Source organism: Nitrospira sp. (assembly GCA_015709715.1).
In the GTDB taxonomy this organism is placed as follows: Bacteria; Nitrospirota; Nitrospiria; order Nitrospirales; family Nitrospiraceae; genus Nitrospira_A.
The window spans coordinates 3,029,562-3,051,708 of record CP054184.1; the positions used below are offsets into that span (position 1 = coordinate 3,029,562).

The following is a 22,147-nucleotide window of genomic DNA, read 5'->3' on the forward strand; positions in this document are numbered from 1 at the left end:
CCGTTTGAGTTGGGGGACCTATGAAATTTCTGGAGGATCCGTATCAGACTGCGGGCGTCGGGTTTGCGCTCGCCGTCGGTTTGATAGCTGTGTATTTGGGCATGGCCGGGGTCGGAGCCGGGGAGGCCGATTGGTTCGGCTTGGTGGTCCGGTGGATTCACTTCCTGGCCGGCATCACCTGGATCGGGCTCTTGTACTTCTTCAACCTCATTAACGCCGGTTTCCTCAAGAGCCTGGATGGGCCGACCAAGAACATCGTGATTCCGAAGCTGATGCCCTCTGCCCTGAATTGGTTCCGTCACGGCGCCACCGTGACCGTGCTGGCGGGAATCGTACTCTATGGCTATCTCTATGCCAAGGGCGGCACCGGCGCTATCGCTCTGGGGATTGGCGGGTTGCTCGGTATCATCATGATGGGCAACGTGCACGGGGTGATCTGGCCGAATCAGAAGAAGATCATTGCGGCCGTGGCGGCAGCGGCTCAAGGGACGCCTGCTCCGCCGGAAATGGCCCAGTGGGGGAAGACGGCCTTGATTGCCTCCCGCATCAACTTCTTGTTGTCTATTCCCATGCTGTTCTTCATGGGAGCGGGGAGCCACCTCAAGTAACAGGCAAGGCAGTGGGATGGGGACTGGTCGATTCGACGGAACGCCAGTCCCCTTTTTCTTGCCTCCTCTGCTGCGTCAATTTGAAACCTTTTCTGCTCCGTCTTTGGACTCGGTCAGGCCCGGTCCAACAGGCCTAACTGCTTGAGATTCAGGCCTAATCGAGGCAAGTCTGCTTGACGGCCCCTGGGAGCCGGTTTTATAGTACAGGCCTGCTCAGCAGGGGCGCTGCTCACGAAAGGGAACAACCGTGACCCTACCTCAACCAAGGGTATTGCAGAAACTCGACGGGGCGGCGTGGGAAATCGATCCCTACATCCGATCCGGTGGATATGAAGCCTGGCGGAAATGCCTCAAGGAACTCACTCCTGAGGATGTCGTCAATGAAATCAAAAAGGCCGGTCTCCGTGGCCGCGGAGGGGCCGGGTTTCCGACCGGTACGAAATGGGACAAGGTCCTGAATCATCGGGTCAAGGAGCGGTACTTCGTCTGCAATGCTGGAGAGCATGAACCGGGAACCTTCAAGGATCGGGAGTTGCTCAAGTACATCCCCCACCAACTGATCGAGGGCTGTCTGATTGCCTCCCGCACAGTCAATGCCAAGGCCTCTTATATCTATGTGAATCACGAATATGCCGACGAGGAAGCCAATCTGAGGAAGGCGATCGCCCAGGCCAGGGAACGGGGGTTTCTCGGCAAGAACATCTTGGGGACCGGTATCGATCTCGAACTGGAAGTCTTTTCCGGCCATGGCAGTTACGTGGCGGGCGAAGAGACGGCCATGTTGGAGTCGATGCAGGGGCGCCCGGCCATGCCGCGGCAGAAGCCGCCTTTTTATCCCACCGATTTCGGACTCTACGGCAAGCCGACCTTGGTAAACAACGTCGAAACTCTCTGCAACATTCCGAAGATCCTACGGAACGGCGCCGCGTGGTTTACCGAGGTCGGCACGGAAAAATGTCCGGGCACCATGCTCTTTTCCCTGAGCGGAGCGGTCAACAGGCCCGGTGTGTACGAAATGCCGATGGGTATCACGATTCGAGAATTGGTGGAAACCTGCGGCGGCGGGGTGCCCAATGGGCGCAAGGTCAAGGCCGTGTTCCCCGGCGGGCCGGCCTTCTCGATGGTGACCGCGGACCAGTTGGATCTCCAGATGGACTTCGACTCGCTCAAGAAGGCGGGCACCGGTTTGGGGTCGGCGGGTACGATCGTGATCGATGATGCTACCTGTATGGTGGCTGCTACCTTGAAGTATTCGAACTTCTTCAAGGGGGAAAGCTGCGGACAATGTCCCCCCTGCCGAATGGGCACGCTGAATCTGGCGACCCTCATGGACAAGATCGAGCGTGGAGAGGGGACCGAGAAGGATCTCGAATCCCTGCTGCAGCTTTGTGGCTTCGTCAAGGGAACGGGGTACTGTACACTCGTGACCGGAGCCGCCGTCCTTGTGCAGAGCAGCCTGCGGTTATTTCGTCACGAATTTGAAGAGCACATTCGTCTGCATCGTTGTCCGATGCAACCGGCCAAGGCGGGAGCCGGGGCCGGCGCTTAGGGAGTCGAGCCATGCCGCGTGTGAGTTTTTTGCATCCGCGAGGCAAGAGCGGAGAGGTGGCGCCGAATCTCACCTTGTTGGAGGCGGCTAAGGTCCTGGGGTTCGATCTCAATCACGATTGCGGCGGCAACGCCTCCTGTACCACATGCCGGGTGGAGGTGCAGTCCGGAGGGGATAACCTCTCCGAGATCGATTTCGACGAGCAGGATCTCCTGGACCGTGAGGCGCTGTCGGAGCCGTGGCATCGGCTTGGGTGTCAGGCGAGGGTGTTGGGAGACGTCGTCGTGCGGGTTCCAGAAACCAAATGGGCACAACCGACCTCGGTGTCGGCGAGCGAGTCAGAAAAGAAGTAGCGGGCTTCCGTATGTTTCTGTGAGATGGTAGACTAACACAACGTGCCGAACACGTAGATCGGAAGGAGGTTGGACGATGGTGACGATTACGCCGGTGGCAGAGCAGAAAATAAAGGAACTGATGACCGAAGAGAAGGATGTGGTCGGGTTGCGGATTTATGTCCGTGGCGGCGGCTGTCATGGGTATCAGTACGGCATGGCCTTCGAATCCAAGATGGCCGACGACGATACCGTCATTGAAAAGGGTGATGTAAAGGTCATCATGGATTCGCAGAGCGCGCCGCTGTTGCAGGGCGCCGAAGTCGATTATGTCGACAGCCTGCAGGGGTCCGGGTTCTCGATCAAGAATCCGCAGGCGAAGACGACGTGTGGTTGCGGCAGCTCGTTCAGTGCGTAAGCTCTGCCCGGTTGCCAGCCGACCGGACCGTGCTTGGTTGAGTTGAGGTAGAAAGCCGGGAGGACTCCTTCGGAGAAGGAGTCCTCCCGGCTTGTTTGTTCCATCATCTTATCGTTGAGCCCTGTTGATGTCCCAAGCCACAATCACCCGCCGCTACCGTTTCTGTGCGGCCCATCGTCTCAACACCCCTCACCTCTCAGATGAGGAGAACTGGGCGGTCTTCGGAAAATGCAACAATCCGAACGGTCATGGGCACAACTATGTCGTGTTCGTTTCGGTGCGGGGCGAGATCGATCCGGTAACGCATCACGCGGTAGATGTGCAGGCGCTGGATGCGGTGGTGGAGCGGACGGTGGTGCGGCGGTTCGATCACCAGGATCTGAACCTGGACCGCGAATTTGCCACGCAGACGACGACGGGAGAGAACTTAGTGTTGCTCATCTGGGACCTGCTGGTCAAGGAACTCCCGGTAGGGCAGTTGGTCAAGGTCGGGTTGATCGAAACGCGGGACAACTATTTCGAGTATTCCGGTTCCGCGGTACAGGCTCGGAAAGCAGAAGAGGTTCGGCATGGCTAAAGTAGTGTCGGGGGGCCGCTCAGGACGGTCGCGTGTGAGTCCGAAGGAGGCGGTGCCCGCCGAGGATCCGATCGAATCGTTGGTGACGCGGCTGCTCTTGCAGTTGGGCGAAACGCCCGAACGCAACGGCCTGCTGAAGACGCCGCAACGCGTCGCGAAGGCGATGCGGTTCATGACGCAAGGCTATCGTCAGGACATCGATCATTTGCTCAACGGAGCCTTGTTCCCCATCGAGTATGACGAAATGGTGATCGTCAAGGACATCGACTTCTTCAGCATGTGCGAACACCATTTGCTGCCGTTCTTCGGCAAGTGTCACGTCGGGTATCTGCCGAACAAGAGAGTCGTGGGATTGAGCAAGATTCCCAGGGTCGTCGATGCCTTCAGCCGGCGTCTTCAGGTGCAGGAGCGGCTGACCGTCCAGATCGCCGAAACGCTCAAGAAGAAGCTCAATGCGCATGGCGTGGCGGTGGTGATGGAAGCCCGACATCTCTGCATGATGATGCGCGGAGTCGAGAAACAGAACACCCTTGCCGTGAGCAGCTCGATGCTGGGCGTATTCCGTACACAACAGCAGACCCGCGAGGAGTTTTTGAAACTCATTCGTGGCAGCAGCGTCAGAGACGGGAATTAACTCTTCCCGCAACCGTCGAACTTACGGTAATCCCTCCAAGAATTCTTGCAGCTCCACGTTAAACACATCGGGGTTCTCCAAGTTGCTCAAGTGTCCCGCACCGGGGATGGTGGCCAGCCGAGACTTAGAGATGCCCGAGGCCATGACCTGCGCATCCGCGAGCGGCGTCGTCTGGTCTTCGTCTCCCACTAACACGAGGGTGCGACAGGGAATGGTCGGCAGGTGCGGCACGGAATCGGGCCGGGCCGTCATGGCCATGAGATCCACCACGATGCCGCTGATCGGTGCCTTCATGATCACCTCGCGGACATACTCCTGGAGATCGGGCCGTGACTGCAGGGACGTGGTCCCGAGTAACTTGGGGAGCATCGCTTCCGCCACCGCTTCCGTCCCCTCTCGATAGGCCTTCTGCGCAAGAAGAAACCGCCCGACCCGACCCTCCGCACTGTCTGCCTGCGCCCGCGTATCGGCCAAGATCAAACCCTTGAGTCGATCGACATATTTCCTGGTAAACATCAAGCTGACGTAGCCGCCCATCGACAATCCGACGAGCACCGCCCGATCGATCGATAAATGGTCGAGCAGCGCGGCGACATCGTCGGCGTACTGCTCCAGGGTGAAGGCCCAAAGCGGCGCATCCGATTCGCCGTGCCCACGCAGGTCGACGCTGATGGTCCGAAACCGTGCCGATAGTGCCGTGATCTGTGGTCGCCACATCGAACGGTTGAGCGGAAACGCATGCAGAAACACCACGGGGAGCCCCGTGCCTTGGTCATCGTAGGCCAGTTGCAATCCATGTGAGGTGTAAAACATAGTGTGTGCCTCGTGTGTGGATGACCGCTGGGTCGTACCATTGCGGAAGCCGGGGAATCAAGCGGATTCCCTGCCTCCCGGACGCAGTCCGTCGTACCGGTGTCCGGATGTAGAGAATGTGCCGCCCGGCATTGTAGGATGAGGGCGATGCGACCGCATGACTCGACAGGCGACCTGTTTGCTCCTGCTCCAGCGGAGGTTCGCTCACAGAAGGTGCCGCTCGCCGAACGTATGCGGCCGCGCGATTTCGACGATCTCGTCGGACAGGAGGAAATCGTCGGGCCGGAGCGGCCGTTGCGACAAGCCATTGAGCGGGACGAGTTGTCCTCCGTCATTTTTTGGGGGCCGCCCGGCTGCGGAAAAACCACCTTGGCTGGTTTGGTCGCCAAACATACCCGTTCGCAGTTCGTGCCGTTTTCAGCCGTGACCGGCGGCATCCCCGAATTCCGCGAGATCATTCGAAGCGCCGAGCAACGCAGGGCCAGGGGCCAGGCGACAACCCTGTTCGTCGACGAAATCCATCGCTTCAACAAGGCCCAGCAGGATGCCTTCCTCCCGCATGTCGAGCGGGGAACGGTGGTGCTGGTCGGCGCGACTACCGAGAACCCCTCGTTCGAAGTCATTGCTCCGCTGCTGTCTCGCTCCATGGTGGTGCCGCTCAAACCACTGAGCGAAGAGGCGCTCGGCGCGATTCTCGACCGCGCGCTCGTCGATCCGGAGCGGGGGCTGGGGCGGCTGCGGATCCGGATGAGTTCAGGCGCCCGCGCGCGCCTGGTCGCGTTCGGTAACGGCGACGCGAGGAGTTTATTGACGGTCTTGGAGTTTGTGGCCGGTCAAGCGGCCCGGCAACCGGATGGTTCTCGAACGATCGACGAGCAAAGCCTTGACGCGGCCTTGCTCAAGAAGGCGCTCCGTTACGACCGGACCGGTGAGGAGCATTACAACTTGGTGTCGGCATTCATCAAGAGCCTGCGTGACTCCGATCCGGACGGGGCCCTCTATTGGTTGGCGCGCATGTTGGAAGGAGGGGAAGATCCCCGGTTCATCGCCCGCCGGATGGTGATCTTCGCATCGGAGGATGTCGGGAATGCCGATCCGCTCGCATTGGTGGTGGCCAACGCCGTGGCCCAGGCTGTGGAGTTCGTGGGGTTGCCTGAAGCCCGCATCAACCTGGCGCAAGGCACGACCTTCTTGGCATCCAGGCCGAAGGACAATGCGTCGTACGCGGGCCTGGACGAGGCCCTCCAGGATGCGCGGACGTATGGAAACCTAGGCGTGCCGTTGCATCTTCGCAATGCCGTCACCCCGCTGATGAAGGAGATCGGCTACGGCAAGGGGTACCGTTATGTGCACGAGGATCCGTCGGCGAAGAACGAGCAATCCCACCTGCCGGGTCCGCTGCAGGGAAAGCGGTACTACCGCCCTAAAAATCCCTGAAGGCTACGTAGAAAGGGGCTGGACAAACTTGCTGAGACCGTTATACTGGTCGCCGAGGTACGTATGGCCAGTCAACCCAGTCCGGCAGAGAGCCTGAACGAACGCCGTCGTTATGTCCGCGCCACTCTGGTGGGATCGGCCTTGGTCTCTCCTCAGAGCGGGGCCAAGGGATTCACCGCCGTGCTGCACAATGTGAACAAGGTCGGTGCCGGATTGCATGCCAAGGAGACGCTGCCCGTCGGCGAGCGCATCACCGTCTCGCTGGCGTTCCTGGATCCCGATCGTGTCGAGCAACAGGAAAAACTCCACGCCACGGTCGCGTGGGTCAAACCCTGGGAGAAGGGGATGTTGATCGGAGTGATGTGGGACGATCTCGTGACGAAGGAGCAAAACCGCTGGCTATATTACTACCTTGAAGAGACGTTGAAGTCGATGGATTAACCGGTGGCGGCTAATCTGTCGCGCACCTCCTGCAGTTCTTCCGAGAGGGAGGCCCAACGCGCCGTGAGACGCTCCAGTTCCTTTTTCCAACCCTCCTGCTCCCGCTGCAAGTCGTTCCACTTTGCAAATTCCTGATACAGGGCCGGATCGGCTAGCTCCTGTTGACGTGATTTCACCTTCGTTTCCATCGTGGCGATCTCGGCTTCCGCCCGGGATATCTGCTTTTCCAGCCGAGCTTGGGTTTTCGTCAGGTCCCGACGGTCGCTGCCCGAGTTCTTCGCCTGCACCTGGGAGGTCATGGCCTTGGTCGGACCGCCGGATTTGCCAGCCTGCGCGGCCTGTAATTCCTCACTCGATTCCTTGATTGACTCGAACTCCTGCGCCTTTTTCCACAGGTAGTACTCGTAATCGCCGAAGTAGTTCTTGGCTTGGCCCTCCTCGATCTCGACCACGCCCGTGGCGACCCGGCCAAGAAAGGTCGGATCGTGCGAAATGAAGATGATCGTGCCGGGGAAGTCCGTCATGGCGTCGGTCAACATGTCGACCGACGCCGGATCGAGGTGGTTGGTCGGCTCGTCGAGCAACAGGGTGTTGGCCGGTTCCACCAGCATGCGGGCCAGCGCGACGCGGTTTCGTTCGCCGCCGCTCAACGCCTTGATCGGTTTCTTCTGGTCGTCGCCGGAAAATAAGAATGCGCCGGCGATGCCGCGCAAAAAATTCATCTCGGCCTGGGCGGAGACTTCCGACAACGATTCCAGGATCGTATCTTCCGGGTTGAGCGATTCCGCTTGGTGCTGGGCGAAGTAGTGTAGGGTGACGCCATGGCCCACGTGGCGGGAGCCCGTTTCGAACGGCAACACGCCGGCCAGCATTTTGAGCAGCGTGCTCTTGCCCGCGCCGTTTTCGCCGACCAGCGCGATACGTTGGCCCCGCTCTACGGCAAAGTCGAGCGACCGGTAAATGACCTTGTCGCCGTAACTCTTGGCGACCCCCTTCAGCTCCAACACATGGCGGCCGCTGGGGGAGGGCAGGGGAAATTTGAAGCGGACGCGTTTCGCGTCCCGTTGGCGTTCGATCAGCTTGACCTTGTCCAATTGCTTGATGCGAGACTGAACCTGCTTCGCTTTGTTGGCTTGATAGCGGAAACGGTCGATGAAGTTTTGGACGCGGGCCACCTCTTTCGCCTGCCGGTTGGCGGCGGAGTCGAGTTGTGCATCGCGGGCGGCGCGCAATTCCTGAAATTTGGTGTAGTTGCCTCGATACTCCTGGATTGTGCGGTCGCGCAGCTCCCAAATGTGAGTCGCGATCGCGTCGAGGAACTTGGTGTCGTGGCTGATGACTAGGAGGGTGAGGTTGGAATCGAGCAAGAATCGCTCGAACCAGCGCTGCGTCGGCTTGTCGAGGTGGTTCGTCGGTTCATCCAGCATGAGGACGTCGGGATTCGACAACAGCAAATGGGCCAAGGCCACGCGCATGCGGTAGCCGCCGGAGAGGTTCTCGATCGGCCGAACAAAGTCTGTCTCGGTAAAACCCAGTCCGGAGAGGATGCGTTTGGCCTCGTGTTCCGGATACAGGTCGCGATGCGCGGCATCCAGCACGGTTTTGCCGACGATGGTTTCCAATTCCTGGGGCAGATACCCGATGCGCAGCCGTGGGCGCTTCCGGATGGAGCCCTTGTCCGGCGACTCTTCGCCCAGAATCATGCGAAAGAGCGTGGTCTTGCCGGCTCCGTTCGGTCCCACTAACCCGACGCGGGCGCCTGGACGCAAATGGGCGGTCGCGCCGCTGAGCAGGACCTTGGTGGCGAATTGCTTATGAATGGATTCCAGTTGGAGCATGGCTCAGCTTAAATCGGGTTCGGCTGTGGGATCATGGGGCGGAGAGGAATTGCTGCGGTATCGGCCTGTCGGGGAATGGCTGCGTCGATCCTGTCTGTCTTGCCGGGTGTTGCGAGTTTTCTACGAAGGAGCGTTGTATTGGTGGAGCTGGCCGGGATTGAACCGGCGACCTCGTGAATGCCATTCACGCGCGCTCCCAACTGCGCCACAGCCCCACATGGCTCGACTTCGTAACTCCGCAATCTAGCACGCCAAGATTTTCTCCGTCAAGAAAGGCTGGAAGAAGCGGACGATAAACCGATGCTTGACAAATGGGGAGGCGAATCCTACCATGAGCCCCTTCCGGCTCTGATCAACATGCGGTCAGGGCTTTTTTTTCGGGCTCGGCAGGGAGAGAAGGAGCGGAGATCGCGAATCATGGCCAATCTCGTCATCATCGGAAGCCAGTGGGGCGATGAAGGGAAGGGAAAGATCGTCGACATCCTGGCGAAGGATGCCGACATGGTCGTGCGCTATCAAGGCGGCTCGAACGCCGGCCACACGGTCATCAATAGCCGAGGAACCTTCATCTTCCACCTCATTCCCTCCGGTATTCTCTATCGTGGGACGCGCTGCTTGATCGGCAACGGGGTGGTCGTGGACCCGGGAGCCTTGATCGAAGAAATGGATCACCTGCAAGGCCAAGGGGTGAAGATCGGGAAGAACTTCGGCGTCAGCGACCGAGCGCACTTGATTCTGCCCTACCACAAGGCCATCGATAAGGCCTCCGAGCAATCGAAGGGAGTCCGGCGAATCGGCACCACGGGGCGCGGCATCGGGCCCTCCTATGGCGACAAGATGGCGCGGATCGGCATTAGGATGGGCGATTTGCTCAACCCCAACCTCTTCCGCCGCAAGCTCGAAGAGAATCTGGTCGACATCAACTGGTTACTGGAACAATTGCACAAGGTCGACTGTTTCGAGCTGGAAAAGGTCTATCAGCAATACATGCAGTACGCCGATCGGTTGAAGAGTTATATCCTCGATACGACGCTCGCGGTGAACAAGGCGGTCGATAGCGGCGAAACCGTGTTGTTCGAAGGAGCGCAAGGCACCCATTTGGATGTGGACTTCGGCACCTATCCCTATGTGACGTCTTCGAGTTCATCGGCCGGCGGCGCCTGCACCGGCACCGGTGTGGGGCCGACGAAAATCGACGCCGTCATGGGCATCACCAAGGCCTACACCACCAGGGTAGGGAGCGGACCATTCCCGACAGAACTGACCGACGAAGTCGGCAGCTGGCTACAGGACCGCGGTAAGGAATTCGGGGCGACCACGGGGCGGGCACGGCGCTGCGGGTGGTTCGATAGCGTCATCGTGCGGCACGCGACGCGGGTCAACGGGTTGTCGTCGCTCGCCGTGACTAAGCTCGACGTGCTGGACGGCTGCAAGGAATTGAAGATCTGTACGGGGTATCGGGTCAACGGTAAACTAGTGCGCGACATGCCTTCAGACCTGGAGGTGCTTACGACCTGTGAGCCGGTGTATGAGCGGCTTCGCGGGTGGAGCACCCCCACGACGGGCGTGACTCAGTACAAGAATCTACCCTCAGAAGCCAAGCGGTATCTCTCACGCATCGAGGAGTTGGCGAACTGCCGGATCGACATGATCTCCACCGGCTCCCGACGTGATGAAACGATTATCCTGCGCCAACCGCTCAAGGCGCCTCGGCGCGCACGCGCGTGACGCCGAGCCGGCGCGACCTAGCGAATCGGTTTGCATCAGTGATATGATCCACACCCGTCACGGCCGGCCGTGACCGCCTCTTCATTTCTCACCTCGGCGAGTCGGTAGCTCAGTCGGTAGAGCATCGCCCTTTTAAGGCGAGGGTCCTGGGTTCGAATCCCAGCCGACTCACCACAATAAAACAAGCACTTACGAGGCTGCCGAGCCTCGAAAATCTTCAAAAACCGCCCCGTGTGCTAAATTTGTGCTAAACCGCTCTGGTTGGCACTCATCCAGCACCTTCACACCCTCTCTTAGGCTTTCCGGCGAATGATGCGCATAGCGTTGCGTCATCAAATTCGTCTTATGCCCGAGCAGCCGTTGAACCTTGTAGAGATCTACCCCGCGCTGAACCAACCGCGTGGCGAAGGTGTGTCGCATGTCGTGAAACCGGAAGTCTGGAATTCCGGCCCGATTACGCGCCTCACAAAACTCCCGCACGAGAAAACGTACTTGCAGGAGATTGCCGAGCGGAGTCTTGAAGACTGGCCCACGTGACAGGCCGGTTGCAGCCTGTTTCGCAGCCAGGAGTTCATAGACCTTGGTATTGAGAGGAATGGTTCGTCGTGTGCCGTTCTTGCTTTGCATCACGATTAAGGTTCCCCGTGAGAAATCCACGTCCTGCCATTGCAGGTTCAGGATCTCTCCTTGCCGCATGCCGGTATTCAGGGCAAAGACCATAATCTCTCGCAGCCATGGAGACGACGTGGCCATGAGCCGGTCTTCTTCCTCGGGCGTCAGCCAACGGTCCACTTCGTTCCTCACCTGTTCCATGGAAACCCGGTGCATCGGGTTTTCCCTGCACCATTCCCATTCCCGCATGGCGAGGTTGAAGGCATGCCGGACAAGCTGGAGTTCCTTGTTGATGGTCGCAGGAGCTGCTTGTTCGATTCGCCGCTGAGCCTTGTACTGAGCCATCACCTTCGGCGTGATATGGGCTAGGACTCTCTCTCCCAATACAGGGAGGAGATGTCCCAACGCGGCATGATCGCGCAAACGACTTTTGACCGCTTTCAGGGTGGCTCGTTCCGCGACGTACCGTTCCATCATCTCCTTGAACGTGTGTTCCTGTTCCTCACGCCGCTCGAAAAACTGACCTTCGGCAATCTGGACCTTCACCTTGGCATAGATGGCTTCGGCCAATTGCTTCTTGCTTGTTCCAGTGCTTCGCCGGATTTGCCGGCCCTGATACATAAAACTCATCCACCATACGTCTTTACGCTTCGTGAGCCCCATCCTGCTCCTCCTTCCCGATGAGGCCTGATTTCGGTCTGGTTTCCCCGTGGCGGGGAGTATAGACCTCGCGTTTGGCGGCTTCAATGATCGCATCGACCGTTTGGAATTGGAGGCGCCGGCCAAACCTCACTGGCTGATGGGAACGCGGTGGTCCGTCCAACCACGCCTGGATGGCAGGGGTTTCGAACCGGATTAATCCGTTCAATCGACGGTAGGGAATCCTGTTCTGAGACACCCACAGATACAGCGTGGACTGCTTAACGTTCAGCCATCCGCATACCTCTTTGACGGTCAACAACGTTTGCATGGCTGGTTCCAATCGTGAAGGCCCTCAATATCTCGGCACTCATCGGTCTGGTGATTTCATCGAACATTGATTCGGAACAGTCGTCTAATTGGGTGCGACTCGTGGCCGGGGAGCAGCGGAGCAGGCCTTCCCGGTGCCCTCCGTGCCGGTCTCCGCCCCTCCAGGCCTGCCCGCTGCGAGAGCCCCGTGCCGCATCTTTCGTTACGCCCCACCCTTGGTTGGTGAAGGGTGGGGCTAGAACATAATTGCAGAAGGAGGCGGACATGTCCGTTGACAGTTCTCTCGGTTCCTCGAACGGTGGACGGCCACTGAGCCCGGTTCGGAAATACGCGGTCCCTCGGTACCGTGTCACGCTCGTGCGTGAGGGCCGTGCCATGCCGGCGGCGGAATCGGTACATACGTCGGAAGGTGCTGTTGCGATCCTCCGGCCGTTGTTTGCGGATCTGGACCGGGAACAGTTCCTCATCTGTGGCCTGGATGCCAAGCACAAGCTCATCGGGATCAATGTCGTCTCGACTGGCTCTCTCAACTTGACGATTGTGCATCCTCGCGAAGTCTTTAAGCCGTTGATCCTCATGAATGCCGGCGCCTGGCTCTGCTCGCATAATCATCCGTCCGGCGATATCACGCCCAGCCCCGAAGATCGCGTCTTGACCAAGCGGCTCCGCGAGGCCGGTGAACTGTTCGGCATCACCCTCCTCGATCATCTGATTCTGGCTGAAGAGCGCTACTACAGCTTCGCGGACCAAGGCTGGCCCGGCGCTTAGCGGAGCAGCCGCAACACCCAGGCCGCCCCGGCGGCCACCAACGCCAGCCCGATCGCCGCCGTTCCCCAGGCAACTAGGTCGGTAGCCAATGCATTGCCGATGGTTTGAATCTGCGAAGCCGTCATGCTCCTTCTCCTTGGTCATATCCGCCGCGTTCTAGCCTTTGGATGAAAAAAGAGGCAGGCTGCTGCCAGCCTGCCTCGATGGGCTCGCTCAGCCCACAATCGCGCGCACGCGCTTAAAGGCGTAGATCGCCAGTGCCACGCCGATCAAGGCCGTGGCCCACAAGAGCAGATCGGCCCGCACCGTGGCCACATCCGCCGAGACCGGAAACAACTGCGCCTGCGACAGCGCCGGGACACCCAAGGCGAACACGAACGCCATGAGCAGTCCCCCAAGCCCTTTGACCCAACCCCATCCCTTCATACGGCACCTCCTTGTGCTGGTGGTGGTTCCGTCCACCCACGCCGCCGGATGACTCGCCGGCGGACGAGCGCCTCAGTAAGTCTGAGGCAGAATCAATTTGATGATCAGGCCGACGGCGAAGCCGCCGAGCCAAAAGATCGCGGTGAAATAGGTCATCGCTTCAATCGCCGGCAGGTCCATAGAACACTCCTTCGCCAATGAGCCGCATTGAGCCATCTTCATAGACTTCCGAGACCATCAGGCCATAGCGTCCGGTAATTTGAGCGGCCGTGAGGATCTCGCCACTGTCCAGGAGATAGCGCCAGCCTTGACGGTCCTTGCTCATTCCCGCTCCGCCGAGGATTCGAACGGGTCGCTTCGGTACAGGCGGAGAAGTTGCTGTCGGAGAAGACATGCCCAATGGATTCAGCAGAGTCGCCGAACCGGAGACTGGTGCGCCGATGGTGGTGGTTGCGGCAGGAGTTGACCCGCCGGAAGAGACTGGCTTGCTCGCACTTAACGACGACCATGGACGCCAAACCATGAGGCCGATGGCAAACAGTCCTGCGGCAATGCCGATCGCGACCCGCGCCGACTTAAAGACGGTATGACTGCGCTTCTCTTCCCGAATGGCTGCCGACGCATAACTGGAATAGTAGGCATAGATCGCCGGCGAATAGGTCCCGACAAAGGCCCGGATGACTTCGTTATCTTCCGGGTTCCCGCGCACCTTACCCTGATACTTTTTGGAGAGCCCGACAAAGCTGAGCTTCCGAAACTTCACCGTCGCTTCAATCAATCGCGTGACACCTTGCGACATCTGGCGGAAGTCTTGGCTCATGAGCAGAATATCCACGCCATAGTGCCGATGAGTTTCGAGCCAACGCAGCAGTCCTGGCTCGACCTTCTGCATGGACCGAAAGACGGTCTGGGCTTCGTCAATGATGACCGCTGAGCCCGGCTCGACATGGGGAAAGGCTTGGAGGACTTCGACGGAATCCTTCCAGATGGTGATCTGTTGCTCGAGAGTAGACAGTTCAATACCGGTGAACAGGGAAAGACGATCTAAATAGATCCCATCGACGGCGATATAGAGCCGTCGACCTTGTTTCACCCAGGGGAGAAACTTCTCGCAGATCGCGTGATACGACTTTCCCGATCCGGGCACGCCTTCATACAGTTCGATCATCGAAGACTCCTGAGATACACCCAGATCCACAGGGCTAAGACCGCCGTCCAGGCATAGGCCCACCCGATCACCAGCTGATTCATGAGCCCCACCGCACAAATGGAATGGTTTGCAGAATGAACCGGGTGCCCATGGCGCTCGCCAGGATGGCCAGCGCCTGACTCATACCCGTCGCGCCCAGCACCCACGCGTATTGATCCGGAATCACCGGCAGCGTGAGGCCTGCCGTGCCAATGGTGGCGAGCGTGCTGTCCGCCACGGAAAGCAGCGAATCCCAGATGCCGAGGCCCCAATCGCTGAGCGAGAAGAAGAACTCCTGCAGCCAGCAATAGATCAGCGTGAGAATCGCGGTCATGCCGTTTGGCCTCCACCGACGAAGATGATGCGGTACGCCGCAATGGAGGCTGTGGCAATGACCAAGGTCCGCAGCACCGTGAAGAACCAGGCCCATTGATTGAAGTCCACCTGCTGGCTGCCAAAGAAGGCTGAAGGCAAGGCAATCACCGGCAAGGTCGAAGGCCAGGTCAATGACTTCAGGAGATTTAGCGTACCCAGTAACCCGCTCGTCTCCCACGTGGTTTGATGGGCTTGCAGGACGGTTCCAAATGTCCGGCTCTCATGGGAGCCAACCGCGCAGGAGGTCGTGGCTTGTGTCTCTTCATGCTGCGTGGTCGAGCCGTCCGGATTCTGGGTTGTGGTGGTGGTTGTGGTCGTCGTCTGCTGTTGCGTGTTCTGTTGGGGCGTACTCGCCGGAGGTGGGACCGTATCCACCACGACGATATCCCCGGCCGGTACAGGCTTCGGCTTCACGGTCGTCGGCATCTCGGTCGGCGCCACCGCCTGGGAGATGGTGGTATCGGCCGGCTGTGTAGTGCCAGTGGTGCCGACCGGATTGGTGTGAGCTTCGACCGACTTCGGATCACTGGCCGGGAGGCCCCCGACAAAGTTGGCCACTTGCTGCTGCGTCGGCGGAATCAAACCCTCTTGAATCGGTGAGGTGGATCCGGGAATGCCTTTTCGATGGCAGACATACAAGGTGTATCCGCCGACCGCAGGCCCATTCACAAAGAAGTTCCCGGTGAAGAAGACGGCCGTGCTAAGGCTTTGAAACGGTCCCACCACCCAGTCATGCTGATACTCGGTGTCCACTGCACAGAGCGGCACATTCGTGGCGCTGAACTGGATGGTCGCATTGGGATAGGCCGGATTACCCGGTGTATTGGTACCGAAACCAGGGAACGTCTGGACGCCTGCGTTCGAGCTTGTGACCTGCCAGCCGCCCGGCGTGGATGCAGCGGTTTTCACGGCAGAGAGGTCAGTTTGTGAGTAATACATCTGGGCGAGGACCAATCCGGCGCTGACCCCCAGCGCTGCCCATCCGATGGGACCGGCGACCATGCGTACGGCCATAGAAGCGGTGGAAGGTGCCACGGCTGCTGTCGCAACTTGAGAAGCGAAGGCCGAGCGTTGCGCGGCCAGATAGGCCATGCGTTCGGCTTGCGCGACCACCCGCGAATATTGCGTGGCGGTTTGCGCGAGAGATTCGGCTGGCGCCAGACAGAAAGAGACCAAGAGGCCCCAGATCAGCGACAGATAACCGGTGAGTGAAAGGAGCTTCATAATCGTCCAACTCCAAGACCGGTGAGGAAGGCCAGTAAGAAGATCGCGACCAGAATAATCGTCAGATCCACCGGCCTTCCTCCCTCTAGCCGTTACTTCACGAGTTCTAAAGCCGACAAATCGAAGAACACACGACCCGTCTGCTCGAACTTCCGCACTTCGATGGAGGCCCGGGCCTGCTTGCCTTCCGCTTGTTTACAGACCTCAATTAAGGTCATCTGGTCTTCCGGAATACCCAAGCGCAGAATCCCCGGATCTTTGCCCTTCACATAGAAGTCCACCGATCTGAAGACCTTCCCTTCCCGGCTCCTCCGTTCCACATACCCCTGGACTGCACCCTCCGCTTTGACTTGCATCGTGATCGCCTCCTTCCGCTGAGTGTTGAATCGGATCAGCTAAGCGCCTGACCCACACGCCCCGGCCGAGCGGCCGAGATTTTGAGAGATACTGAAATTCTGAATCACATTCCGTACAGCTCACAAATAATGCGCCATTCACCCATTTGCAGGCCGCGCCATGCGCGCCACAGCCAGGACAGCCACGCCGCCAGGCGCCGTTATGAAAACTTAAGGACATAGGGGGTGCCTCTCTTACGTTGCTTCAGTAAAGCAAAGTGCTTCTGCGTCCATCGTTTGGTGCCCGCATAGATCATCTCGAACAGAAACTGATCGCCCCGACAGGCCACCACCACCGCGAGCATGGGACTGATGGCGTTCGCCAGCCAGGCGGCCACATCATCCAACCGCTGCTGAATGCGTTCGACCACCAGCCGGCAGCGCATGAAGCCTTCGGTGAGGGCCTTCCACCAGCTCACCAACGGCGCACGATACTTTTCATAGGATTCCGCTTCTCGCGTGGTCTCGCGAAAATCCACATAGGAGCGGAGGACGCCGACTAGGAACGCTCGCCAATCTTCGGGATCGAGCGTAAGGAGGGCTTTGGCGCAGGCTTGAGCTCGATCCTGTTTAAATTCCAGTTCCCATCGAACCCCATACAATCCCGCGTCTTCCCGTCCTCTGGCTTGGAGTTCCAGCCGTTTGTCATAGACCCGGAGCATCGTTTGACTCTCTCGACTCCCGAAGTAGAGCGTCTCGCCGGTCCGGACGCCTTCACGATGATTCGAAGCTTGGATGACTTTGAATTGCTTCGAACGACTCACCACCTGTCCGGCCTCCACGGCGAGGCGCACGGTCTCCACTGCGACAGACGCCTCCCGGTCGTCCAAGGCCACATCGATGCGGGTCACATGGCCTTTCTGGGAAAAGATCCAGGCCAACACGGTCTTCAACTTGGATTCATCCCACTGGGAGACAATCCCGGCTGATAGATCCACATGCACTTCCTTTGGATTGCGAGGAGCACCCGTCCCCAGTTTGCCGACACCCGTCTTGCCCTGTGACATGAGTTGAGCGACGGGGTAGCCCCGAAACCCGGTCTCACTCTGGAACCAATCGCCACCAATCAGCGCAATCACGTCGGCGACTTCCGCTTTGGGCAGCGTGAAGGCCAACCAATCGATGGTTTGGGTGAATCCTCCAGAACCGTTCATTTCTTCCCCCTTGGCTTCTGTGCGATAGACGCCCCCGTCTTACCAAGTCGGGGGCTGATCGGCTGCGCGCGCCGCCCGCTATCGCCGCCGGTCGCGCGCAGGCCGTCCTCGGTCGCGACGAGAGTAAATCCGTTAAGCCGCATCGCATGCCGTACTTTTTCGAGGTCAAACAAATACATTTTGCAGAGGCGTTCGTACGGAATCCGCCCCGTACGATAAGCCCGTCGAACTGTTGAGACATGCACATCGAGCTCTTGGGCTAATTCTTTGGCCGTGAGTAACATCCGTCAGACCACCCTTTCTCAATCACTCAACATGGTGAAGACACTACGCGAGCATCGCGACCTCGGGAACTATGCATAGTTATGCTTATGTGCGCTTTAGTGCGCTTTCCTATGCTTTTGTGCGCACCATTCCCACGAGACACATCGTCATTGGGCGCCGCACAGCGACTAGGATTTAATGAGCGCAGAGAGGAGAAACACCAATAGGCTGGACGAATCGAAACAATAGGCCGCACTTATGGAAATAAAATTACCGGCTTCAATAGGGACGAACGGCGAGGAATGGACGACAATCGAAACGTTTTTAGTTCGGAAGGTTATGTGATGGAGAAATGGCTCCGGACGATAAACTTGCCTATGGCAGAGCCAGTTGGCCCTAAGCCAACATTCGCTATCGGATGTTTCGGCAATTCGTGACAGAATCCGTGGCAAAATCGCCTTCTTGAACCGCTTTCACAGCTCGCTCTCGGAGGACGACATCCGCCATAAGCTCATCAGATACCGACCCGACTACCGGTTCGATGGCCCTATCGAGTAGCGATGCCGCTCTCAGTCACGATGGCCAGCCAGATCATGAACGATCAATCCCAGTGCAAATAGAATGCGAACAGGGGGGTGTCTCGAACGCTGACCTAATGGAGAGCAATAAACTACACGGAAAGGCTGTCTCCCGGAAGCGGAGCAACAATAGGTCAGAGGAGAGTCAAAAAACGACACGGTCGTGTGGGAAGCATTGGCTGGGTGGTGGTACCGCCGAAAGCAGCGGCTAGGACTGAGCGGCACGAGCAGCCGAAGCAAAAGGCTTAATAAGAGCCGCGGAAAAGCGGCCCGCCTACCATTTTCTGCTGTTCAAGTGTGTTCTGCACAAACTGCATCTCCTGCCCTCCCCTCCAAGACCAGTGATTTATTTGAGGAAAGAAGGTATTCTTCCGCAAGTTAGGCTAAATTACGGTACCAACCAACAGCATTAGGAACGTAATGCCAAGAATTTTTGACAATATTGATCAATCCCTTCTCCCTGCACTCCGCGAAACCATTCAAGTCGCTAATCGGGCTGACTTCTGTGTGGGGTACTTTAATCTGCGCGGATGGAAACAACTCGACACCTACATAGAGAAATGGTCCGGTGGGGAAGGGAATGGCTGCCGTCTATTGGTTGGAATGCAGAGGTTGCCGCAAGAAGAACTACGCGAAGCCCTGAGCCTCATAAGACATGAGGCTGAGATAGACAACAACACCGCAATCCGATTGAAAAAGAAGCTTGCCGAGGAGTTTCGCGAACAATTGAGTGTCGGCGTTCCGACCAATGAAGATGAAGCCGGTTTGCGGAACTTGGCCAAGCAAATCAGAGAGCAGAAAGTCATCGTTAAACTATTCCTCCGACACCCGCTACACGCTAAATTATATCTCCTATTTCGGTCGGACCCTGTCAACCCAACTATAGGGTACTTGGGCAGTAGCAATCTGACTTTTGCAGGTCTGTCCAAGCAGGGGGAGCTAAACGTCGATGTGCTAGATCACGATGCCTGCAGCAAGCTGGCAAAGTGGTTTGAAGACCGGTGGACTGACCGTTGGTGTTTGGACATCTCTGCTGAACTGGTACAAGTTATCGAAGGAAGCTGGGCTAGGAAAGAGGTGCTTCCGCCGTATCACATCTACGTGAAGATGGCCTACCACTTGTCGCAGGAAGCACGTGCCGGGCTCTCAGAGTTCCGCGTCCCGCCGGAATTCGGGAATCGCTTGTTCGATTATCAGGTTGCCGCAGTCAAAATAGCCGCACGTCATCTCAACAAGCGGGGCGGTGTATTAATCGGTGACGTAGTCGGATTGGGAAAGACGTTGATGGCAACTGCCCTCGCGAAGATTTTCCAGGACGATCACTTCACCGAAACGCTAATTATCTGCCCGAAGAACCTAGTGCCAATGTGGGAGGATTATGTCGCGGAATATCGACTGCTAGCCAAGGTCCTTTCTATCACCAAAGCAGCCCGTGAACTCCTGGAACTACGGCGCTACCGCGTGGCACTCATCGACGAAAGCCATAACCTTCGTAACCGAGAGGGGAAACGTTACCGCGCCATTCAGGAGTACCTTCAAAAGAACGAATGCAAGTGTATCTTGTTGTCAGCAACCCCTTACAACAAGACCTACCTAGACCTGTCGAGCCAACTCCGGTTGTTCGTTCCGGAAGATAAGGACCTAGGCATAAGGCCAGAGAATTTGTTGCGAAGGCTAGGTGAAACAGAGTTCATCCGACGCCATCAATGCCCAGTGCGTTCACTGGCTGCATTCGAGAAGAGCGAGCATGCCGATGACTGGCGCGAGCTGATGCGCCTGTACATGGTTCGGCGGACGCGGAGTTTCATTCAGGAAAATTACGCCGATACTGACTCCTCGACAGGCCGCAAATACCTGACATTTGAGGATGGAACGCGGTCCTACTTTCCCGAGCGTGTGCCTAAGACAGTCAAGTTCAGGATAGATGAGCAGGATCCATCTGATCAGTATGCACGACTATATGCAGCCGACGTGGTGGCTACCATCAATGCGCTCAATCTCCCCCGTTACGGACTAGCCAACTACATCGCTGCTTCTCCACACAAGCCTCCAACGTCGACTGAAGGCAAACAGCTGCAAGACCTTTCACGAGCCGGCAAGCGGCTAATGGGATTTTGCCGAACCAACCTATTCAAGCGTCTGGAAAGTAGCGGATCGGCGTTTCAGCAATCTATCGAACGTCACATTTTGCGGAACTATATTGTACTGCATGCCATTGAGAGGGGATTGCCCATCCCGCTTGGCACCCAGGACTCTGGCCTTCTCGATACGGGGAACTACGATGAGGATGTGGACGACGAGGCTGCAAGTGCTGAACTCTTCGAAGAGGACAACGGGGATGAACCGAAGCCCAAGGCCTCCTTGCGCCTTCGGAGTCTCCCTGAGTTCAGTAAGCGTGCGGCCGAGACTTACGAAGACTATGCAACCCAGTTCAAGCGGCGCTTCAAGTGGCTTCGTCCCGATTTGTTTGTCGCATCACTTGCGAAAGACCTGGCAGATGACGCAGCCAATCTGCTTAGTGTGCTCCAGCGCTGCGGTGACTGGAATCCGAACAAGGATGCCAAACTTGATGCTCTGCACAAGCTTTTGACTGACCGCCATCCCAATGAGAAAGTTATTGTATTCACCCAATTTGCTGACACTGTACGATATCTGCAGGCACAACTGCGTGCACGGGGTGTAAATCAGCTGGCCGGAGTAACGGGTGAAGACGAAGATCCAACGGGTTATGCGTGGCGGTTCAGCCCCGTCAGTAACAAGAAGCGCAACAAGGTTGCTGTCGACCAAGAGCTGCGCATTCTGCTCGCGACCGACGTCCTTAGCGAAGGACAGAACCTTCAGGACGGTGCCATCATTGTCAACTTTGATCTGCCCTGGGCTATTATCCGATTAATCCAGCGTGCGGGACGCGTCGATCGTATCGGCCAGATGTCGGAAAAGATCCTGTGTTATTCCTTCCTGCCCGCCGAAGGAGTGGAAAACCTGATTCGTCTTCGGGCGCGCGTTCGACAGCGACTCTACGAAAATGCGGAAGTGGTGGGGACGGATGAGGCCTTCTTCGAAGATGAGAAGGAGCGTCAGAAGCTTCTCGATCTATACCACGAGAAGGCGGGCATCCTAGATGGCGACGCCGACACGGAGGTAGACCTCGCTTCCTATGCCTACCAGATCTGGAAGAATGCGATTGATCGTTTCCCAGAACTGCAAAAGACAATTCCAGCCTTGCCTCCCGTCGTGTTTTCGACCAAGCCTCATCAGGCAACGGACAAAAAACCAAGCGGAGTTCTTCTCTATCTTCGGACAGCCGAGGGAAACGACGCACTGTCCTGGGTGGACCAGGATGGTAACAACGTCACTGAATCACAGTTCGAGATCATCAAAGCAGCTGAATGCGCGCCTGATACACCGGGCCTGCCTCGGCAGGATAACCACCATGATTTGGTGCGAAAAGGCATTGATTTTGTGGTGGTCGAGGAGAAATCAATTGGAGGACAATTGGGCCGACCGTCGGGCGCACGATTCCGCACGTACGAGCGCCTAAAACGATATGCTGAATACGTCAAGGGGACATTGTTTGACCGACCAGATCTGACAAAGGCAATAGAGGAAATCCACCGCTTCCCACTGCGTCAGTCAGCGACCGATACCCTCAACCGCCAGCTTCGTGCGGGGATTACGGACGAAAGGCTTGCGGAATTGGTGATGGCTCTGCGCGAGGATGATCGGTTTTGCATCGTTCAAGATGAAGAACAGTCCGGCGAGCCTCGCATTCTCTGTTCACTTGGACTCGCTCCCGCTGAGCACCAGAAAGACTGAGT

22 protein-coding genes and 2 tRNA genes are annotated in these 22,147 nt (G+C 57.9%); 12 read left to right on the plus strand and 12 right to left on the minus strand.

All coding sequences use genetic code 11. The features are described from left to right. The first annotated feature begins 101 nt into the window (after positions 1-101). The 6 genes from HRU82_14750 (at position 102) to folE (ending at position 4,118) form a co-directional block, all read left to right on the plus strand. Positions 102-608: a urate hydroxylase PuuD gene (locus HRU82_14750; GenBank protein ID QOJ37229.1), complete on the plus strand. Its 507-nt coding sequence runs from the start codon at positions 102-104 to the stop codon at positions 606-608. A 247-nt stretch (positions 609-855) separates the two neighbouring features. Further along, positions 856-2,157 (plus strand): NADH-quinone oxidoreductase subunit NuoF, encoded by a 1,302-nt coding sequence (nuoF, locus tag HRU82_14755; protein QOJ36123.1) that lies wholly within the window; start codon positions 856-858, stop codon positions 2,155-2,157. A gap of 11 nt (positions 2,158-2,168) precedes the next feature. Beyond that, positions 2,169-2,510, plus strand: a complete 342-nt coding sequence (locus HRU82_14760) for a (2Fe-2S)-binding protein (protein ID QOJ36124.1) — start codon at positions 2,169-2,171, stop codon at positions 2,508-2,510. 76 nt (positions 2,511-2,586) lie between these two features. Continuing rightward, a complete protein-coding gene (gene erpA / locus HRU82_14765; GenBank protein QOJ36125.1) occupies positions 2,587-2,907 on the plus strand; it encodes an iron-sulfur cluster insertion protein ErpA in 321 nt (106 codons plus the stop codon). 142 nt (positions 2,908-3,049) lie between these two features. Then, the gene (locus HRU82_14770; protein QOJ37230.1) at positions 3,050-3,484 is read left to right on the plus strand and encodes a 6-carboxytetrahydropterin synthase; all 435 of its coding nucleotides are present in this window, start codon (positions 3,050-3,052) and stop codon (positions 3,482-3,484) included. Positions 3,485-3,518: 34 nt separating this feature from the next. Further along, the gene (gene folE / locus HRU82_14775) at positions 3,519-4,118 is read left to right on the plus strand and encodes a GTP cyclohydrolase I FolE (protein QOJ37231.1); all 600 of its coding nucleotides are present in this window, start codon (positions 3,519-3,521) and stop codon (positions 4,116-4,118) included. 21 nt (positions 4,119-4,139) lie between these two features. Here the strand turns inward: folE and HRU82_14780 are convergent, their stop codons facing one another. Beyond that, a complete protein-coding gene (locus HRU82_14780) occupies positions 4,140-4,931 on the minus strand; it encodes an alpha/beta fold hydrolase (protein ID QOJ36126.1) in 792 nt (263 codons plus the stop codon). Between the two features lie 147 nt (positions 4,932-5,078). Here HRU82_14780 and HRU82_14785 point away from each other — a divergent pair, with 147 nt between their 5' ends. Together HRU82_14785 and HRU82_14790 are read left to right on the plus strand one after the other, a co-directional pair. Next, the gene (locus HRU82_14785) at positions 5,079-6,368 is read left to right on the plus strand and encodes a replication-associated recombination protein A (protein QOJ36127.1); all 1,290 of its coding nucleotides are present in this window, start codon (positions 5,079-5,081) and stop codon (positions 6,366-6,368) included. A 63-nt stretch (positions 6,369-6,431) separates the two neighbouring features. After that, positions 6,432-6,809: a PilZ domain-containing protein gene (locus HRU82_14790; GenBank protein QOJ36128.1), complete on the plus strand. Its 378-nt coding sequence runs from the start codon at positions 6,432-6,434 to the stop codon at positions 6,807-6,809. Here the strand turns inward: HRU82_14790 and HRU82_14795 are convergent. Continuing rightward, the gene (locus HRU82_14795; GenBank protein ID QOJ36129.1) at positions 6,806-8,647 is read right to left on the minus strand and encodes an ABC-F family ATP-binding cassette domain-containing protein; all 1,842 of its coding nucleotides are present in this window, start codon (positions 8,645-8,647) and stop codon (positions 6,806-6,808) included. The two genes, HRU82_14790 and HRU82_14795, sit on opposite strands and share 4 nt — an antisense overlap. Before the next feature lie 139 nt (positions 8,648-8,786). Then, positions 8,787-8,862, minus strand: a tRNA-Ala gene (locus HRU82_14800). A 202-nt stretch (positions 8,863-9,064) separates the two neighbouring features. Here HRU82_14800 and HRU82_14805 point away from each other — a divergent pair. Together HRU82_14805 and HRU82_14810 are read left to right on the plus strand one after the other, a co-directional pair. After that, positions 9,065-10,375, plus strand: coding sequence for an adenylosuccinate synthase (locus HRU82_14805; protein QOJ36130.1), 1,311 nt, complete (start codon positions 9,065-9,067; stop codon positions 10,373-10,375). A gap of 98 nt (positions 10,376-10,473) precedes the next feature. Next, positions 10,474-10,549: transfer RNA gene (locus tag HRU82_14810), tRNA-Lys, on the plus strand. A 15-nt stretch (positions 10,550-10,564) separates the two neighbouring features. On the opposite strand, the gene HRU82_14815 is transcribed toward HRU82_14810, so the two are convergent. Continuing rightward, the gene (locus HRU82_14815) at positions 10,565-11,650 is read right to left on the minus strand and encodes a tyrosine-type recombinase/integrase (protein ID QOJ36131.1); all 1,086 of its coding nucleotides are present in this window, start codon (positions 11,648-11,650) and stop codon (positions 10,565-10,567) included. Further along, entirely contained in the window at positions 11,631-11,957 is a 327-nt protein-coding gene (locus tag HRU82_14820) for a helix-turn-helix domain-containing protein (GenBank protein ID QOJ36132.1), read from the minus strand. The genes HRU82_14815 and HRU82_14820 overlap by 20 nt, the downstream gene beginning before the upstream one ends. A gap of 263 nt (positions 11,958-12,220) precedes the next feature. Between HRU82_14820 and HRU82_14825 the strand changes: the two genes are divergently transcribed. Continuing rightward, positions 12,221-12,724 (plus strand): JAB domain-containing protein, encoded by a 504-nt coding sequence (locus tag HRU82_14825; GenBank protein ID QOJ36133.1) that lies wholly within the window; start codon positions 12,221-12,223, stop codon positions 12,722-12,724. Positions 12,725-12,937: 213 nt separating this feature from the next. On the opposite strand, the gene HRU82_14830 is transcribed toward HRU82_14825, so the two are convergent. The 7 genes from HRU82_14830 to HRU82_14860 all read right to left on the minus strand — a co-directional run bounded on the left by HRU82_14830 (position 12,938) and on the right by HRU82_14860 (position 17,771). Further along, positions 12,938-13,150 carry a hypothetical protein gene (locus tag HRU82_14830; protein QOJ36134.1) on the minus strand — a complete coding sequence of 71 codons (213 nt, stop codon included), beginning with the start codon at positions 13,148-13,150 and terminating at the stop codon, positions 12,938-12,940. Positions 13,151-13,310: 160 nt separating this feature from the next. Beyond that, on the minus strand, positions 13,311-14,318 hold the full coding sequence (locus HRU82_14835) for a hypothetical protein (GenBank protein QOJ36135.1): 1,008 nt from the start codon (positions 14,316-14,318) through the stop codon (positions 13,311-13,313). A gap of 79 nt (positions 14,319-14,397) precedes the next feature. After that, on the minus strand, positions 14,398-14,673 hold the full coding sequence (locus HRU82_14840; protein QOJ36136.1) for a hypothetical protein: 276 nt from the start codon (positions 14,671-14,673) through the stop codon (positions 14,398-14,400). After that, complete coding sequence (locus HRU82_14845) at positions 14,670-15,938, minus strand: hypothetical protein (protein QOJ36137.1); 1,269 nt, start codon at positions 15,936-15,938, stop codon at positions 14,670-14,672. Before HRU82_14845 ends, HRU82_14840 begins: the two co-directional genes overlap by 4 nt. A gap of 92 nt (positions 15,939-16,030) precedes the next feature. Then, positions 16,031-16,294 carry a hypothetical protein gene (locus HRU82_14850; protein QOJ36138.1) on the minus strand — a complete coding sequence of 88 codons (264 nt, stop codon included), beginning with the start codon at positions 16,292-16,294 and terminating at the stop codon, positions 16,031-16,033. Between the two features lie 200 nt (positions 16,295-16,494). Beyond that, entirely contained in the window at positions 16,495-17,487 is a 993-nt protein-coding gene (locus tag HRU82_14855) for a replication initiation factor domain-containing protein (protein ID QOJ36139.1), read from the minus strand. After that, on the minus strand, positions 17,484-17,771 hold the full coding sequence (locus HRU82_14860; protein ID QOJ36140.1) for a helix-turn-helix domain-containing protein: 288 nt from the start codon (positions 17,769-17,771) through the stop codon (positions 17,484-17,486). Before HRU82_14860 ends, HRU82_14855 begins: the two co-directional genes overlap by 4 nt. Before the next feature lie 978 nt (positions 17,772-18,749). On the opposite strand from HRU82_14860, the gene HRU82_14865 reads away from it, so the two are divergent. Next, positions 18,750-22,145 (plus strand): NgoFVII family restriction endonuclease, encoded by a 3,396-nt coding sequence (locus HRU82_14865; protein QOJ36141.1) that lies wholly within the window; start codon positions 18,750-18,752, stop codon positions 22,143-22,145. Positions 22,146-22,147 lie beyond the last annotated feature (2 nt).